The following is a 15,896-nucleotide window of genomic DNA, read 5'->3' on the forward strand; positions in this document are numbered from 1 at the left end:
CGGTTGCGCCGGGCGGGCAGCTCTTACGGCAGCAGGATGCTGCTGCCTGTGGTCTTGCGGGCTTCGAGGTCGATGTGCGCCTGGGCGGCGTCGGCCAGCGCATAGCGCTGGTCGATGCGGACGCTGAGCGCGCCGGTCTTCATCAGGTCGAACACGCGGGCGGCACCGGATTCCAGTTCGGCGCGGGTGGCGTAATAGTCGAACAGGGTGGGCCGCGTGGTGTAGAGCGAGCCCTTGCGCGCGAGGATGCCGAAATCGACGGCGCCGATCGGGCCGGAGGCGTTGCCGTAGCTGATGTGCAGCCCGCGGCGGCGCAGGCTGTCGATGCTGCCCTCCCAGGTCGCCTTGCCGACGCCGTCGAACACCACGGCGACGCCCTCGCCGCCGGTCAGCGCGCGGACGGCGGGGGCGACGGCATCGGTCGAATAGTTGATGACATGGTCGGCACCGGCTTCCTTCGCCAGCGCGATCTTGGCGTCGCTGCCGACGGTGCCGATGACGGTGGCGCCGACATGCTTCAGCCATTGGCAGAGCAGCAGCCCGACGCCGCCGGCGGCCGCCTGCACCAGCGCGACATCGCCAGGTTGCACACGGGCGCAGCGTTCGACCAGGAATTCGGTGGTGCAGGCCTTCAGGAAGGCGGCGGCGGCCTGCTCATCGCTGACGCCGTCGGGGATGCGCACCAGGAAGCGTGCCTCGATATTGCGGTGGGTGGCGTAGCCGGCGGGGCCGCCCCAGCAATAGACGACGCGGTCGCCGACGGCGACGTCGGTGACTCCTTCGCCGATGGCCTCGACAATGCCGGCAGCCTCCAGCCCCAGCCCGCTGGGCAGCGGCAGGGGGTAGAGGCCGGTGCGGTGGTAGGTGTCGATGAAGTTGACGCCGATGGCGGTGTGGCGAAGCCGCGCCTCGCCGGGGGCGGGGTCGGGCAGCGACAGGTCGACGAACTGAAGGACTTCCGGCCCGCCGGGCGCGTTGAACCGAATCGCTTTCATGACAATCTCCAACCAGTTGGCACGCCTGTATCGGCGCGTCGCTGCTGCTGCAAATAGGGGTTTTCGTGGGGTCGCCCTGCGGTTAGCGTCCGCCCCGGGGATGGGAGACGGGCAGTGAACGACCCTTATGATTTCGTGGTGGTGGGCGCCGGTTCCGCCGGCTGCGTGATGGCGGCGCGGCTGAGCGAGGATCCGGCGACCCGCGTGGCGCTGCTGGAAGCGGGCGGCAACGACAACAGCATGCTGATCAACATGCCGGCGGGGATCGCGCAGATCCTGCCGCAGGACAAACCCAGCCCGCTGAACTGGGGGTATAAGACGGTGCCGCAGCGGCACCTGAACAACCGGCAATTGTGGTGGCCGCGCGGCAAGGCGCTGGGCGGCAGCAGCAGCATCAACGGCATGGTCTATATCCGCGGCGCGGCATCGGATTACGACCGCTGGGCGCAGGTCGGGTGCACCGGCTGGGGCTGGGCCGACGTGCGGCCCTGGTTCCTGTCCAGCGAGAACAGCGACCGGGCGGGGGACGCGCATCACGGCCAGGACGGCCCGCTGCACACCACCACCCGGATGCTGCCGCATGTGCTGAACGAGGCCTTCCTGAAGGCGGGTGTGGAGGCGGGTCATGCCCGCACGGACGATTTCAACGGCGCGCAACAGGAGGGTGTGGGGGTTTATGACACCACCACGCACAAGGGGCAGCGCTGGAGCGCGGCGCGCGCCTATCTGACGGAGGCGGTGCGGCGGCGGCCGAACCTGACCATCATCACCGGGGCGCAGGCGGAGCGGGTGCTGTTCCAGGGCCGGACGGCGACCGGCGTGCAATACCGTCGTGGCGGCGCGGGCGAGAGCGTGCGGGCGCGGCAGGTGATCCTGTGCGGCGGGGCGATCAACTCGCCGCAACTGCTGCTGCTGTCCGGCGTGGGCCCGGGTGCACATCTGGCGGACATGGGGATCGGCGTGGTGGCGGATCGCGGCGCGGTGGGGATGAACCTTCAGGATCATCTGGACGTGATGGTGCAGTGGCGCTGCACCCAGCCGATCACGCTGAATGGCAACAGCCGGTTCCTGACCAAGATGAGCGCGGCGCTGAAATGGATCCTGCTGAAGGACGGCAACGCCAGCTATGTGCCGACCGCGACCGGCGCGTTCCTGTCGACGCGGGAGGGGCTGGCGGCGCCGGACATCCAGCTGCATTTCATGCCGGTGAAGGGCATGGCGCACGGCACCGGCGGGGTGCAGCCGGAGCATGGATACAGCGTGCATGTCTGCCAGCTGCGGCCGGAAAGCCGGGGCAGCATCAGCCTCGCCAGCCCCGACCCGCTGGCGCATCCGCGCATCGATCCCGATTATCTGAGCGCGCCCGAGGATGTGGCGACGATGCTGAAGGGCATCGAGATGGCGCGCCATATCGGGCGGCAGCCGGCACTGGCGGCCTATAATGGCGGGGAGGCCTGGCCCGGCGACGGGGTGGAGGGCGAGGCGCTGGTGGCGGCGCTCAAGGAGTGGGCGGAGACCATCTATCACCCCGTTGGCACCTGCCGCATGGGGGCGGATGCCGACGCGGTGTGCACGCCCGACCTGGCGGTGAACGGCGTTGCCGGGCTGCAGGTGGTCGATGCCTCGATCATGCCCTTCCTGGTCAGCGGCAACACCAATGCGCCGACGATCATGATCGCCGAGAAGACGGCGGCGGCCCTGAAAGGGCGCACGAAGCAGGCGCTGGCGGCATGACCGCCTTCACCATCCCCGCCAACGAGCTGGAAGTGGCGTGGATCATGGAGCGGGTGCGCGCCTATCGCTTCTTCGAGGAGCCCGAGGGGGCGGGCTGGGCGCACGGCGCCAACCGCGATTACATGATGCGGCTGCGGCAGCACTGGATGCGCGATTATGACTGGGCCGGGGCGGTCGCGCACCTGAACCGGCTGCCGCATGTGCGGGTGCCGGTGGGGGAGCTGACGCTGCATGCGGTCCACAAGCGCTCGCCGCGCGCCGACGCGATTCCCCTGCTGATCGCGCATGGCTGGCCGGGCAGCGTGCTGGAGTTCGACGCGCTCTATGAGCGGCTGACGCACCCCGAGGATCCGGCGGCGCCGGCGTTCCATGTGGTGGCGCCGTCGCTGCCCGGCTATGCCTGGAGCGACAAGCCGGCGGCGCCGATGGGGCCGCGGGCGATCGCCGGCCTGTATGACGCGCTGATGCCGGCGCTGGGCTATGAGCGCTACCTCTATCAGGGGGGCGACTGGGGCTGCGTGATCGGCGGCTGGCTGGGGCTGGACAGCGCGCGGCTGATTGGGCTGCATCTGAATGGCTATGGGCTGCGCAATGCCGACATGAGCCCGCAGAGCGAGGAGGAGCGCGCCTGGCTGGTGAAGGCGCGGGCCATTCGCGCGGCGGAGACCGGCTATCTGATGCTGCAGGCGACCAAGCCCCAGAGCCTGGGCTTTGCCATGATGGATTCGCCGATGGGCGTGGCGGCCTGGTTCGCCGAGAAATATTGCGCGTGGAGCGATGTCGAGACGAAGGTGGTGGAGCCGCCCTTTCCCATGGACGTGTTGCTGACGACGATCATGATCTATCTGACGACGCGAAGCTTTCTGTCGGCGAGCTGGCTGTATCGCGGCATGGTTCTGGAGGGGGGCTATGGCATTCCGCGGGGGCGGCGGATCGAGGTGCCGACGGCAGTGGCGGCCTTCCCGCACGACCTGCTGGCCTTTCCGCCGCGGACGATGGTGGAGCGGGGGTATCATGTGGCGCGCTGGACGACGATGCCGCGCGGCGGGCATTTCGCCGGGCTGGAGGAGCCGGAGCTGCTGCTGGGGGATCTACGGGGGTTTGCCGCGGCGCTCTGATGGCTTGCTCCGTGCAAGCTGTCCTGCCATCCATGGCTTGTTTCATCAGTGAAGGGGTCGTTCATGCTTAAAACATTGTTTCTTGCCACGGTCGCGGTTGCCATGCCCGCGGCGGCCACGGTCTCGGTCACCTTCGATGACCTGATCAACAGCGGGCCTTTTCTGGTGGTCAGCAATCCCTACACCAGCCCGCAAGGTGTCGTGTTCACCAATGATTCGCCCAATGCCGAAGCGTTGATCGCCTGGGGCAGCAGCGATTCGGCCAATGCCGACCCCGGCGGCGCGACGCTGGTGAACAATTACAGCTTCACCTCGACGACGATCAGCGGCCCGAGCCGCTTCACCCTGACGGCGATCGATTTCGCCGATCCCTTCGCGGGGGCGGTGGGGGGCGACATCCTGCTGCGCTTCCTGTTCACCGATTCGACCACGGCGGACCTGACGCTCAGCCTGTCGGGCGATGCCGGGCTGACGCGCTTCACGCTGGGCATCGGCAACCTGTCCGCGGTCACCTACACCCCGCTGACGACGCGCGGACCCTGGGTGCAGGTGGACAATGTCGTGCTGGATGACGTGGTGTTCGGCGGCGTGGTGCCGGAGCCGGCGAGCTGGGCGCTGATGATCGCCGGCTTCGGGCTGGTCGGCGCCGCCGCGCGCCGGCGGGTGGTCGTGGCCTGACGCTCAGAAACCGCGCCGCAGCCGGCGCTGACGGCGGAGCATCAGGCCGAGCAGGCCGAAGCCGGCGATCATCATGCTCCAGCTGCTGATGCCGGGCACGCGGGACTGCGGATAGGGCGGGCCGGACATGGCGAGCGCGGCACCGGCGGCTGCCTGGGTGGAGAGGGCGAGGCTGCCGGCGGGCGCGCCGCTAGGGGTCAGCGGGCGGCGAGCCCGTCGGTTGCAGGCCTTTAATGCCCCGGCCGGAGCGGTTATGCGAAGATGATGAACGGTCCTTCCCTTGAGCGCCGGGCGTTCGCGGCGCTGCTGTGCGGGTCGGCGCTTCTTGCCTTCGGGCCGCTGCTGGTGCGGCTGGCGGATGTCTCGCCGTCGGCCTCGGCTTTCTGGCGGATGGCGCTGGCAACGCCGGTCCTGCTGTGGCTGTTCCTGCTGGCGCGCGCTTGGGGCTGGGGGCTGGCGCGGGCGGAGGGCGGCGGGCTGGCGCCGCGCGCGCTGCTGGGGCTGGGTGTCGCCGCCGGGGCCTTCTTCGCCGCCGACCTGGCCGCCTGGCACGCCGGCATCGTGCGCACCACCACGGCCAATGCCACGCTGTTCGCCAACAGCACGGCCTTCATCCTGGCGGGCTGGGCCATCGTCGTGCAGCGGCGCCGGCCGTCCGCCACCACGCTCCGGGCATTGCTGCTGGCGCTGGCGGGCACATTGCTGCTGCTGGGCCTGTCCGCGCGGGTGGCGCCGCAGAACCTGCTGGGGGATGCGCTCAGCCTGCTCGCCGCGCTGTTCTACACCGGCTATCTGCTGGTGGTGGCGCGGCTGCGCGGCGGCGTGTCGCCGCTGGGCAGCGTGGCGCTGGTGACGCTGGCGGGCGCGCTGTGGCTGGCGCCGGTGGCGGCCATCGACCCCGGGGCCTTCTGGCCGGGCGACTGGACGCCGCTCATCGGCCTGGCGCTGTCCAGCCAGGTGGCGGGCCAGGGGCTGATGGTGTTTGCGACCGGGCGGCTGTCTGCCACCACGGTCGGCATCGGCCTGCTGGTGCAGCCGATCATTTCGACGGCGGCGGGCTGGCTGGCGTTCGGCGAGACGTTGAGCGCGGCGGAACTGGCGGGGGCCGCGATGATTGCCGCGGCGCTGGTCTTGATACGGCGGCCGGAAACGTCCACCTGAGGCGTCATGCAACGCCGCACCTTCCTCGCCGCCTCGAGCGCCGCCGCCGCCCTTTCCCATCCCCTGCTTGCAAAGGCCGCCATGCCGATCAAAGGCCCGCCCGTCGCCCGCGCGACCGACTTCAGCTTCACGCTCCACGGCACGGTGGTGAAGGATCCCTACAAATGGTTGAAGGACGAGGGCTATCCCAAGGTCGATGATGCCGAGGTGCTGGCCTATCTGAACGCCGAGAATGCCTGGTTCGAGCAGGAGATGAAGCCGCAGTCGATGCTGGTGGAGGCGCTGTTCGAACAGATGAAGGCGCGCATCAAGGAAGATGACGCGAGCGTTCCCTATCCGGACGGTGACTGGGCCTATTTCAACCGGTTCGATCCGGCGATGAAGGGCGGCAGCCAGTATCGCAACTGGTATCGCATGCCCCGCAACGGGGGTCCGGAAACGCTGATCCTTTCGGAACCCGCGCTGGCCGATGGCAAGAAATATTTCCGGCTGGGGGCGTTCGCGGTGTCGCCCGATGCAAGACTGCTCGCCTATTCGATGGATGACGATGGCAGCGAGCGCTTCAAGCTGATCGTGCGCGACCTGGGGACGGGCAAGGACATCGTCACCATCGCCAGCAACAGCCTGGGCCAGCCGGCGTGGAGCAGCGACGGCAAGAGCCTGCTGTGGGTGGAGGCGAGCGAGCAATGGCGGCCGTTCCGGGTGCGCCGGCATGTACTGGGCGGGGCGACGGGGAACGACCCGACCCTTTATGAGGAGAAGGACAGCAGCTTCTTCGTGGGGCTGGACCTGTCGCAGGACCGGCGCTGGTTCCTGGTGAGCGCCGCCGACCATGTGACGAGCGAGATCCGGCTGATCCCCGCGGGCGATCCCGGTGCCACGCCGCTGGTGGTCAGCCCGCGCAAGACCGGCCGCGAATATGCGGTGGACGTGCGCGGCGACACGCTGTTCATCCGGACGAACGACACACACCGCAATTTTCGCGTGGCGACGGCGAGCATCGCCAACCCGGGCGAATGGGCCGATCTGATCCCCGGCAGCGACCGGCATTATATCCGGGGCATCACCGCCTTTGCCTCCTACCTCGCCATCACCGAGCGGCTGGACGGGCTGGACCAGATCCGGCTGCGGATGCCGGACAACAGCGACCGCTATGTCAAGCTGCCCGAGGCGAGCTATACCGTCAGCCTCAGCACCAATGCGGAGGCCGACGCGCCGCTGCTGCGCCTGTCCTACAGCAGCATGGTGACGCCGACGACGGTCTATGACTATGACGTGGCGAAGGACGCCCTGGTCACCCGCAAGGTGCAGGAAATCCCCAGCGGCTATAACGCGGCGGATTATGCCACCGAGCGGCTGATGGCCCGCGCCCGTGATGGCGTGATGGTGCCGGTCAGCGTGGTGTACAAGAAGGGCTATCGGAAGGACGGCAGCCAGCCGCTGCACGTCTATGGCTATGGCGCCTATGGTCTTGCGGTGCCGCCGTCCTTCTCGACCTCGGTGCTCAGCCTGCTGGATCGCGGTTTCGCCTATGCCATCGCGCATATCCGCGGGGGCGATGACCTGGGATACCAATGGTATCTGGACGGCAAGCTGATGAAGCGCACCAACACGTTCAACGATTTCGTCGACGTGACGCGGTTTTTGAACAGCCAGGGTTTTTCGCGGGAGGGGCGCAACAGCGCCAGCGGCGGCAGCGCCGGCGGCAGCCTGATGGGAGCGATCGTCAACAGCGATCCCGGCCTGTGGCGGGCGATCGCGGCGCATGTGCCGTTCGTCGACGTGCTGAACACGATGCTGGACACCAGCCTGCCGCTGACGCCGATCGAATGGCCGGAATGGGGCAACCCGAAGACCGACGAGGCAGCCTTCCGCACTATCCTGAGCTACTCGCCCTATGACAATCTTAAGCGCCAGGCCTATCCGGCGATGCTGGTGACGGCGGGGTTGAACGATCCGCGCGTTACCTATTGGGAGCCGGCGAAATGGGTGGCGCGGCTGCGCGCGACCAAGACCGACCGCAACCCGCTGCTGCTGAAGACCAACATGGGCGCCGGCCATGGCGGCAAGAGTGGCCGGTTCGAGCGGCTGCGCGAGACGGCGGAGGAATATGCCTTCATCCTGGCGCAGTTCGACACGGCCCGATGACCTTCACGCTTTCGTTGACGCCCACCGCCGACGACATCGACGAGCTGGGGCATGTCAACAACATCGTCTATGTCCGCTGGTTGCAGGAGGTGGGGACGGCGCACTGGTTCGCCATCGCCACCCGCGAGGAGATCGACAGCCTGCTGTGGATCGTGGTGCGGCATGAGATCGACTATCGCCGCTATGTGATGCCGGGCGAGACGCTGACGGCGGAGACCTGGGTGGGGGTGCAGACGGGCGCGAAGTTCGACCGGCATGTGACACTGACCGGTGCCGATGGCCTGCTGCGGGCGGAGGCGAAGACCACTTGGGCGCTGCTGGAAAAGGAGAGCCTGCGGCCGATGCGGGTGCCCAAGGGGCTGGTGACGCGGTTTCGCGGCGAAGGTTAGTCGTCCAGCGGCAGTTCCGGCGTCAGCGTCGCAGGCGGTTTCAGCCCGAGATGCGCCCAGCCGGCCTTGCCCAGCATGCGGCCGCGCGCGGTGCGGGCGATGAGCGCGGTCTGGATGAGATAGGGTTCGACGACATCCTCCAGCGTGTCACGCGCCTCTGACAGCCCGGCGGCGAGTGTTTCCACCCCCACCGGGCCGCCGCCATATTGGTCTGCGATCATCCACAGATAGCGGCGGTCCTGCGCATCGAGGCCGAGGCGGTCGACCTCCAGCCGGGTGAGGGCGCTGTCGGCGAAGGCGGCATCGACGGGAGCCGTGCGCCCGGCGGCGAAATCGCGGACGCGGCGCAGCAGGCGGCCGGCGATGCGCGGCGTGCCGCGGCTGCGGGCGGCGATCTCGCGGGCGCCCTCGTCGGTCAGCGCCAGGCCGAGCAGGCCGGCGGCGCGGGTGACGACGCGGAACAATTCCTCCACCGTGTAGAAAATGAGGCGCAGCGGGATGCCGAAGCGGTCACGCAAGGGCTGGGTGACGAGGCCGGCGCGGGTGGTGGCGCCCACCAGGGTGAAAGGCGGCAGGTCGATGCGGACGCTGCGCGCCGACGGGCCTTCACCGATCATCAGGTCGAGCGCGCGGTCTTCCATCGCCGGATAGAGGATCTCCTCGACGGCCGGTGCCAGGCGGTGGATCTCGTCGATGAACAGCACGTCGTGCGGGTCGAGGTTGGTGAGCAGTGCGGCGAGGTCGCCGGCCTTGGCGATGACGGGCCCGGAAGTGGCGCGGAAGCCGACGCCCAGTTCGCGCGCGACGATCTGGGCGAGCGTGGTCTTGCCGAGGCCGGGGGGGCCGTGGAACAGCACATGGTCGAGCGCCTCGCCGCGGCTGCGGGCGGCATCGATGAAGACGCGGAGGTTGTCCCGCGCGGCGGCCTGGCCGACGAATTCGTCTAGCGCGCGCGGTCGCAGCGCGGCGTCGGGGTCGTCGGGCTGGCAACGAGGGTTGATGGCCGCGCTCGTCATGTCAGTGGCGCTTTGCCAGAAGGTCGTCGGCGGACATGCCAATGGATCGCAGGATGCCCATCAAGGTTCCAGCCTTCAGTTCGCGATGCAACGGCACCGAACAGCCAGTGGCGCCGCGGCGAAGGTTCACATGGCTGCCGCGCTGTCGGATGACGTCGAAGCCGTGCCGTTCCAGCAGGGTCACCAGTTCCCGCCCTGACAGCACAGGCAGCTTAGGCATTTGCCGAGATCGTCACCATCGTCATCAAGGACGGGCCATGGTTTGGCAGCGGAAAATCCTCAAGGTAAAGTTCGACCGCCTCCTTGATGTTGGCAATGGCCTCGTCCACCGTTTCTCCCTGCGTCGTGACCCCGGTTTCGGGGTTATAAACGACGTAGCCGCCCTCTTCGGCGGGTGTCAGCACAGCCGTGATCTGCATGGGCGGTCTCCTCAGGCGTCCCTTAAACCATAGGTTCCACAATTGCCACGAACGGCTTTCCGAAGGCGACCATCGGAGCGGAGCATGTGGATGGACGGCTATTCGTCATCGACTGGCAGCCCATAGATTCTGCCACCGGCCATGAATGGGCCATTGGCCTCGGCCCACCAACACTCGACGGTCCTCTCATCGCCGATGTGCAGGAATGCAACAAGGACAGCGCCATTTTCAAAAAGCTGGATCATGTGACAATTCAACAGGCTGACAATACTTTGATGCCAGCCTTTAAGTTCCGTCAGTTCAAATGGATCAAGCTTGTTTTTCAGTATTTTTCTTAATTCTCTGACATGCAGTCGGGATCCGATCCGTCCATATATTTCAGAGAAATCCTTGAAAGACAGCGCCTCATCGATCGGCGCAAGATGCCGGCACCCAGTATCGGCGTCGGGCTCAAATCTCACGGCTATGGGAAAACAACCTGGTCTGTCGCGCAAAAGAGCTTTCAGTATGTTCTTTGCATGCCATTCTGATTCCAATGTCTGCACATTTTCCTGCATCAGATGACGATGGCAAGTCAATGTTGCCAGCGCGACGCACTCACATATTTTCCGCAACTGCAAATAGCAGAACTCAAAGTTTTTCCAGATGTCCGGATGTTGTGGGTTCGATTCAAGTTCATTGATCGAATCAGAAAATGCAGTCAGTCGCATCTTCACATGAAGCATAAACGCGTTATATTCTTCCAGTACATTGTCGTGGTTCCGTTCATGGTCATCAGCTTTGCCGGTAAATGTCACCGCGCCGCCTTTTTCAGCGCCACCCGGATAAGGTCGCCGACCGCCGCCGCTTCCCCCACCTCTGCCTGCGCGGCTGCCACCGCGCGCGCGGCCTCGGGCGGGCGGAAGCCGAGGTTGGCGAGGGCGGACAGGGCGTCCGCTGCCGCGCCTTGCGTGACGGTGGTGAGCGGCACGGCGCTGTCGGCGGACGGCAGCTCCTTGCCGCGCAATTCGGTGATGATGCGGGTGGCAAGGCGCGGCCCGACGCCGTTGGCGCGGGAGACGGTAGCGCGGTCCTCCAGCGTGATGGCGCGGGTGAGTTCGTCCGGCGCCAGCGCGCCGAGCAGCGACAGCGCCACCTTGCCGCCCACCCCCTGCACCGCGAAGAGCCGGCGGAACCAGTCGCGCTCGGCCTCGGTCGCGAAGCCGAACAGCGTGATGGCGTCCTCCCGCACCTGGGTTTCCACGAACAGGAAGACCGGTGCCGGGGCGGCCGCGACGGCGACATTCAGCGCGCGCTGCGAATCGCGCAGGAAGGACGCGGTGCGGGCGGAAACCTGGACCAGATAGCCGACGCCGTTCACATCGATCACCGCGCTGTCCGCGCCGATGGATTGCAACAGGCCACGCAGGCTGGCGATCATTGGCCCCCTCCGTCATCGCTTCGCGATGCCACCTCCCCCAGCTTCGCTAGGGGAGGATCAGACGGCGATCCTCCCCTACGAAGTGGGGGAGGTGGCAGCCCGCAGGGCTGACGGAGGGGGCAACGCGTGACGGCGAGACGAAGGATATCGTTCGCAGTGCCAACCGGGTCGCTTAGTACCTGTTTCGCCGGCAATCGGACAACGTCGGCACCATTTGCCGCGAAATAGTCGTCACGTACGCGATCACGTTGCCACGCGTCAGCGCTGTCATGAGCAGCGCCATCGATCTCAATCGCCAAATTGGCCGCGGGACAGTAGAAATCAGCGACAAAGGGACCGAATGGATGCTGGCGACGGAATTTCACACCGTCTGACCCGTGTCTGAGTATCCGCCAAAGCAAAACTTCGGGCAAGGACATTTCCCGGCGCAGACGCTTGGCACGAGCGATTGTGCCGGCAGTTTTTTGCGGAGTCACAGGCCCCCTCCGTCAGCCTTCGGCTGCCACCTCCCCCGCTGCGCAGGGGAGGATGGGCCCCCTCCGTCATCGCCTTGCGATGCCACCTCTCCGAGCTTTGCTAAGGGATGATCGCCGATAGCGCATCGTTTCACAGCGGAGCATCGAAGATGCGCATGCGTGATCGCGACCGCCAGTGCGTCGGCGGCGTCCTCGCCTTTGGGCGGGGTGCCCAGCAGGCGGGTGATCATGGCGTGGATCTGTGCCTTGTCCGCGCCGCCGGTGCCGACGATGGCTTTCTTCACCAGCCGCGTCGCATATTCGGCGACCGGCAGGTGCGCGACCGACAGCAGCACCACGCCGCGGGCCTGGCCCAGCTTCAGCGTCGATTGCGGGTTGCTGTTGACGAACACCTCCTCCACCGCCGCCTCCACCGGCGCATGGTCGGCAAGCATGGCGCGCAAGCCATCGTGCAGCAGGGCAAGCCGGACGGGCAGGGGCAGCGCGGCATCGGTGACCACGGTGCCATGCGCCACATGCCGCAGCCGGTTGCCGGCCGCCTCGATCACGCCCCAGCCGGTGCGGGCAAGGCCGGGGTCGAGGCCGACCAGGATCACAGCGCCGCCATCACAGCGCCGCCGTCACAGCGCAGCCATGACATCGTCCGGCACATCATGATTGCCATAGACGGCCTGTACATCGTCGCTGTCCTCCAGCGCGTCGATCATCTTCATCAGGCTGGCGGCGGCGCTGGCGTCCACCACCGTCCACTCCTTGGGCCGCCAGGCGAGCTTCGCGCCTTCCGGCGCGCCCAGCGCCTTTTCCAGGGCCCGCGCCACCTCGTGCAGCGCGTCGGACGCGGTCCAGATGACATGGCCGTCCTCGTCGCTCTCGACATCCTCGGCGCCGGCGTCCAGCGCCGCCTCGAACACCGCGTCGGCGCTGCCGGCGCTGGCGGGATAGACGATCTGGCCCATCCGCTCGAAGCCGTGGCTGACGCTGCCGCTGCTGCCGACATTGCCGCCATTCTTGCTGAAGGCGGTGCGCACGTCGGTCGCGGTGCGGTTGCGGTTGTCGGTCAGCGCCTCGACGATCACGGAAACGCCGCCGGGGCCGAAGCCTTCGTAGCGCACTTCCTCGTAATTCTCGCCGTCATTGCCCTCGGCCTTTTTCAGCGCGCGTTCGATATTGTCCTTGGGCATGGAGGCGGCTTTCGCCGTCAGGATCACCGCCCGGAGCCGCGGGTTGAACGCCGGATCGGCGTTGCCGATCTTGGCGGCGACGGTGATTTCCCGCGCCAGCTTGCTGAACATGCGGCTGCGCTTCGCGTCCTGCGCGCCCTTGCGGTGCATGATGTTCTTGAACTTGCTGTGGCCTGCCATGGTCTCGCTGCTGTCCCGCCTTTGTTTGTGACAGCGGCTTTACCCAGCCGGACGCGTGCGCGCAATCAGTCGGGCGCCATGGTGGCCAGTTGCGCCAGCAGGGCCGCCATGCGCGCGCTTCCCTGCTCGGCGGCGCCGACGCCGATGAAGCCCACTTCGACAAAGCCGGCGCCCAGCGTCGCCGCGAGGCTGCCGGGCCGCACCGTGAAATCCCCCGCCGTCAGGGGTGCCACCGCCGGATCGCCCGTCACCTGGCTGTTCACGCCCGGTCCGCCGGGGTTGGAGCGGTTGGCGAGCGTGACGCTGTTCGCCGCGGCGCCGGGCGTGTTGATGAACAGGTGCCAGGGCGCGATGTTGCGTTCCATCACGATGTCGATCGAATCGCGCGCCGTCAGCGCCGGCTCCAGCACCCAGCCCGGCGCCGCCAGCAGCGTGTTGCCGGCGATCAGCCCGCCCTCCAGCCCGATGACCGTGACGCCGTTGCGCACCTGCCCGACATAGGCGTTGTTCAGGATGGCGAAGTTGCGAAAGGCGTTGGCGGCGAGCCCGCTTTCGTTGCGCACGAAGATTCCCTGCGACACCGTATCGTGCAGCAGCATCGCATTGTTGCTGATCGTCACGCCGCTGCTGCCGCTGCCGGCGCCGACGAAGAACTGGATGGCATCGGCATGGTCGCCCGCGTCCAGGTTCGGCCGGATCGCGGTGAAGCGGTTGCGGTCCACCAGCACCGATTGCACGGTGGAGAAATTGAATCCCTCCCGCGCGATGCTGACCTCGGATGACGCGACGATGACGCCGCGCGAGCGTTCGACGAACAGCGCCGCGCGCGCCTCGGCAAAGCGGCAGTTCAGCACCAGCGCGCGGGTGACGTTCAGCAGACGCAGCAGCAGGCCGTCATTGTTGGGGTTGTCATCGGGAGAGCCGGAAAAGCCCATGTCCACCAGGCTGATGTCGCGGCTGTTGCGCACCAGCATGCCGGCCGTCGTCACCCCCTCGTTCGCGCCGAGCCGCAAGGCGATGTCGATGCCCGACACCGTGACCGCCGCGCTGTCGCTGATCCACAGCCGGTCGAATGTCGCGCGCGCGGCCGGATTGGCCGAGCGCAGGGTGACCCTGGCCGTGACGCCGGTCAGCCGCACCTCGCCATAGTTACCGGGGGAAAGCTGGACCTCGGCGGGTTGCGTCAGGGTGCGCAGCAGCGCGGTCAGTTCGGCCGCGCTGGAGACGGTGAAGATGGCGGTGGCCTGCACCGCGCCAGTCCATGTGGCGCACAGCACCGCCAGGGCACGCAAAACGCAACCGATCATGTCCGACTTTCCGACCGTTCGTCCAGGGAACGGCCAGGGGCGGGCGGCCTTAAATGCGGCTCAGTACAGCTTCACCGCGGTCCCCGTCGCGCTGACCATCAGCATCGAATCGCTGGCGCCGACGGCGTTGCTGGACAGCTGGATGCCGATCACCGCATCGGCGCCCATCGCCTTCGCTTCTTCCGCCAGTTCGCGCAGCGCCTCGGCGCGGGCATCGCGGAACACGGTTTCATAGCTACCGGAGCGGCCACCGACGATGTCGCGGATGCCGGCGAACATGTCGCGGAAGATATTGGCGCCCATGATCGCCTCTCCGGCGACGATACCCAGATAGGATTTCACGGGCTTGCCTTCGAGGGTGGGCGTGGTGGTCAGGATCATGCGGGCATCTCCCCAGGGTGAGGTCACGCCGTCAGCTCCGCCATCGCCTGCCGCAGCATCACGCCGCACAGGTGCGCGCGGTATTCGGCGCTGGCGTGCATGTCGCTGTTGAGGTCATCGCTTTCAAGGGTCAGGCCGGCGACCGCCGCGGGCGAAAAGTCCGCCGCGAGCGCGGCTTCGGCGGCGGCCCAGCGGGTGACGGCATAGCAGGCGCCGGTGACCGCCACCCGCACCGCGCCGCCGAGGGTGGCGACATAGACGCCGGCAAGGGCATAGCGCGACGCGGGGTGACGGAACTTGGCGTAGGCGCTTTTGGTCGGGATGCGGAAGCCCACGCGGGTGATCAGCTCGCCGTCCGCCAACGCGGTCGTGAACATGCCCTGGAAGAAATCGTCCGCGGCATGGCGGCCACGGTCGGTTTCCACGACCGCATCCAGCGCCAGCAGCGCCGCCGGATAGTCCGCCGACGGGTCATTGTTGGCGACCGAGCCGCCGATGGTGCCGCGGTTGCGCACGGCGGGATCACCGATCAGCGATGCCAGCGTGGCGAGACCCGGGATGGCGTTGCGCACGGTGTCGGACGCGGCCACCTCGGCATGGGTGGTGGTGGCACCGATCCACAGTCGTTCCCGGTCGGCCTCGATCCCCGACAGCCCGGCGCGGCTCAGGTCCACCAGCCGCTCCGGCGCGCGCAGCCGGGCCTTCATCGCCGGCAGCAGCGTGTGGCCGCCGGCGAGGTAGGCGGCATCGCCGCTGGCCTTGGCGACCGCGTCGGCGGCGCTGCCGGCGCGCGCGAATTCAAACGCCTGCATGGCTCATCTCCTTCGCGCCCGCCAGGATGGCGGCGACGATATTCTGGTAGCCGGTACAGCGGCAGAGATTGCCCTCCAGCTCGTGGCGAACGGTGGCTTCGTCCACCTCCGCGCCATGGCGTTGCGCGATGCCGATGCCCGCCATCACCATGCCCGGCGTGCAGAAACCGCATTGCAGGCCATGGGCGGTGCGGAACGCCTCCTGCATCGGATGCAGCGCGTCCGCGGTTCCCAGCCCCTCGATGGTGGTGACCGCGCTGCCGTCCAGCTGCGCCACCAGCAGCGTGCAGGCTTTCGCGGTCGCGCCGTCGACCAGCACGGTGCAGGCGCCGCACTGGCTGGTGTCGCAGCCGACATGCGTGCCGGTCAGGTGCAGGCCATCGCGCAGCCAGTCCACCAGCAGGGTTTCGGGGGGCACGGCGGCGATGTCGTGCGGTGTGCCGTTGATGCGGAGGTTGCTCATGCCGTTCCCCTACTCCTG

General features: G+C 67.5%; 19 protein-coding genes and 1 pseudogene. 6 read left to right on the forward strand and 14 right to left on the reverse strand.

Annotated elements, in window-relative coordinates:
• Positions 1 to 23: 23 nt before the first annotated feature.
• Positions 24 to 995 carry a quinone oxidoreductase family protein gene (locus tag H3309_RS12610; protein WP_182295045.1) on the reverse strand — a complete coding sequence of 324 codons (972 nt, stop codon included), beginning with the start codon at positions 993 to 995 and terminating at the stop codon, positions 24 to 26.
• A gap of 114 nt (positions 996 to 1,109) precedes the next feature.
• Here H3309_RS12610 and H3309_RS12615 point away from each other — a divergent pair, with 114 nt between their 5' ends.
• From H3309_RS12615 to H3309_RS12625, 3 genes are all read left to right on the forward strand, one after another.
• A complete protein-coding gene (locus H3309_RS12615) occupies positions 1,110 to 2,729 on the forward strand; it encodes a GMC family oxidoreductase (protein WP_182295046.1) in 1,620 nt (539 codons plus the stop codon).
• Positions 2,726 to 3,847 carry an epoxide hydrolase family protein gene (locus H3309_RS12620; RefSeq protein ID WP_182295047.1) on the forward strand — a complete coding sequence of 374 codons (1,122 nt, stop codon included), beginning with the start codon at positions 2,726 to 2,728 and terminating at the stop codon, positions 3,845 to 3,847. Before H3309_RS12615 ends, H3309_RS12620 begins: the two co-directional genes overlap by 4 nt.
• A gap of 63 nt (positions 3,848 to 3,910) precedes the next feature.
• The gene (locus H3309_RS12625; protein ID WP_182295048.1) at positions 3,911 to 4,525 is read left to right on the forward strand and encodes a PEPxxWA-CTERM sorting domain-containing protein; all 615 of its coding nucleotides are present in this window, start codon (positions 3,911 to 3,913) and stop codon (positions 4,523 to 4,525) included.
• A gap of 3 nt (positions 4,526 to 4,528) precedes the next feature.
• Here the strand turns inward: H3309_RS12625 and H3309_RS17570 are convergent, their stop codons facing one another.
• Positions 4,529 to 4,654 carry a hypothetical protein gene (locus H3309_RS17570; RefSeq protein ID WP_256400999.1) on the reverse strand — a complete coding sequence of 42 codons (126 nt, stop codon included), beginning with the start codon at positions 4,652 to 4,654 and terminating at the stop codon, positions 4,529 to 4,531.
• A 132-nt stretch (positions 4,655 to 4,786) separates the two neighbouring features.
• On the opposite strand from H3309_RS17570, the gene H3309_RS12630 reads away from it, so the two are divergent.
• From H3309_RS12630 to H3309_RS12640, 3 genes are read left to right on the forward strand one after another with little or no spacing between them, the layout of a single operon-like run.
• On the forward strand, positions 4,787 to 5,686 hold the full coding sequence (locus H3309_RS12630) for a DMT family transporter (RefSeq protein ID WP_182295049.1): 900 nt from the start codon (positions 4,787 to 4,789) through the stop codon (positions 5,684 to 5,686).
• Between the two features lie 6 nt (positions 5,687 to 5,692).
• A complete protein-coding gene (locus H3309_RS12635; protein WP_398398418.1) occupies positions 5,693 to 7,834 on the forward strand; it encodes a S9 family peptidase in 2,142 nt (713 codons plus the stop codon).
• On the forward strand, positions 7,831 to 8,223 hold the full coding sequence (locus H3309_RS12640) for an acyl-CoA thioesterase (protein ID WP_182295050.1): 393 nt from the start codon (positions 7,831 to 7,833) through the stop codon (positions 8,221 to 8,223). The genes H3309_RS12635 and H3309_RS12640 overlap by 4 nt, the downstream gene beginning before the upstream one ends.
• On the opposite strand, the gene ruvB is transcribed toward H3309_RS12640, so the two are convergent.
• From ruvB to H3309_RS12700, 12 genes and pseudogenes are all read right to left on the reverse strand, one after another.
• Positions 8,220 to 9,239 carry a Holliday junction branch migration DNA helicase RuvB gene (gene ruvB / locus H3309_RS12645; RefSeq protein ID WP_182295051.1) on the reverse strand — a complete coding sequence of 340 codons (1,020 nt, stop codon included), beginning with the start codon at positions 9,237 to 9,239 and terminating at the stop codon, positions 8,220 to 8,222. The two genes, H3309_RS12640 and ruvB, sit on opposite strands and share 4 nt — an antisense overlap.
• A 1-nt stretch (position 9,240) precedes the next feature.
• Positions 9,241 to 9,423 (reverse strand): type II toxin-antitoxin system HicA family toxin, encoded by a 183-nt coding sequence (locus H3309_RS12650; protein ID WP_243453722.1) that lies wholly within the window; start codon positions 9,421 to 9,423, stop codon positions 9,241 to 9,243.
• Positions 9,424 to 9,451: 28 nt separating this feature from the next.
• Positions 9,452 to 9,658 carry a type II toxin-antitoxin system HicB family antitoxin gene (locus H3309_RS12655; RefSeq protein ID WP_182295053.1) on the reverse strand — a complete coding sequence of 69 codons (207 nt, stop codon included), beginning with the start codon at positions 9,656 to 9,658 and terminating at the stop codon, positions 9,452 to 9,454.
• Between the two features lie 98 nt (positions 9,659 to 9,756).
• Complete coding sequence (locus H3309_RS12660; protein WP_182295054.1) at positions 9,757 to 10,455, reverse strand: hypothetical protein; 699 nt, start codon at positions 10,453 to 10,455, stop codon at positions 9,757 to 9,759.
• Complete coding sequence (ruvA, locus tag H3309_RS12665) at positions 10,452 to 11,078, reverse strand: Holliday junction branch migration protein RuvA (protein WP_182295055.1); 627 nt, start codon at positions 11,076 to 11,078, stop codon at positions 10,452 to 10,454. The genes H3309_RS12660 and ruvA overlap by 4 nt, the downstream gene beginning before the upstream one ends.
• Entirely contained in the window at positions 11,075 to 11,497 is a 423-nt protein-coding gene (locus tag H3309_RS12670; RefSeq protein ID WP_182298737.1) for an endonuclease domain-containing protein, read from the reverse strand. Before H3309_RS12670 ends, ruvA begins: the two co-directional genes overlap by 4 nt.
• Before the next feature lie 191 nt (positions 11,498 to 11,688).
• Positions 11,689 to 12,150: pseudogene (gene ruvC / locus H3309_RS12675) on the reverse strand (crossover junction endodeoxyribonuclease RuvC); the annotation flags it as partial.
• A gap of 24 nt (positions 12,151 to 12,174) precedes the next feature.
• Complete coding sequence (locus tag H3309_RS12680) at positions 12,175 to 12,915, reverse strand: YebC/PmpR family DNA-binding transcriptional regulator (RefSeq protein WP_182295057.1); 741 nt, start codon at positions 12,913 to 12,915, stop codon at positions 12,175 to 12,177.
• A 65-nt stretch (positions 12,916 to 12,980) separates the two neighbouring features.
• Complete coding sequence (locus H3309_RS12685; RefSeq protein ID WP_182295058.1) at positions 12,981 to 14,222, reverse strand: right-handed parallel beta-helix repeat-containing protein; 1,242 nt, start codon at positions 14,220 to 14,222, stop codon at positions 12,981 to 12,983.
• Positions 14,223 to 14,282: 60 nt separating this feature from the next.
• Positions 14,283 to 14,603 (reverse strand): heavy metal-binding domain-containing protein, encoded by a 321-nt coding sequence (locus tag H3309_RS12690; protein WP_182295059.1) that lies wholly within the window; start codon positions 14,601 to 14,603, stop codon positions 14,283 to 14,285.
• 23 nt (positions 14,604 to 14,626) lie between these two features.
• Positions 14,627 to 15,415: an FAD binding domain-containing protein gene (locus H3309_RS12695; RefSeq protein ID WP_182295060.1), complete on the reverse strand. Its 789-nt coding sequence runs from the start codon at positions 15,413 to 15,415 to the stop codon at positions 14,627 to 14,629.
• Positions 15,402 to 15,878 carry a (2Fe-2S)-binding protein gene (locus H3309_RS12700; protein ID WP_182295061.1) on the reverse strand — a complete coding sequence of 159 codons (477 nt, stop codon included), beginning with the start codon at positions 15,876 to 15,878 and terminating at the stop codon, positions 15,402 to 15,404. Before H3309_RS12700 ends, H3309_RS12695 begins: the two co-directional genes overlap by 14 nt.
• Positions 15,879 to 15,896 lie beyond the last annotated feature (18 nt).

The organism is Sandaracinobacteroides saxicola (genome assembly GCF_014117445.1).
Lineage (GTDB): Bacteria > Pseudomonadota > Alphaproteobacteria > Sphingomonadales > Sphingomonadaceae > Sandaracinobacteroides_A > Sandaracinobacteroides_A saxicola.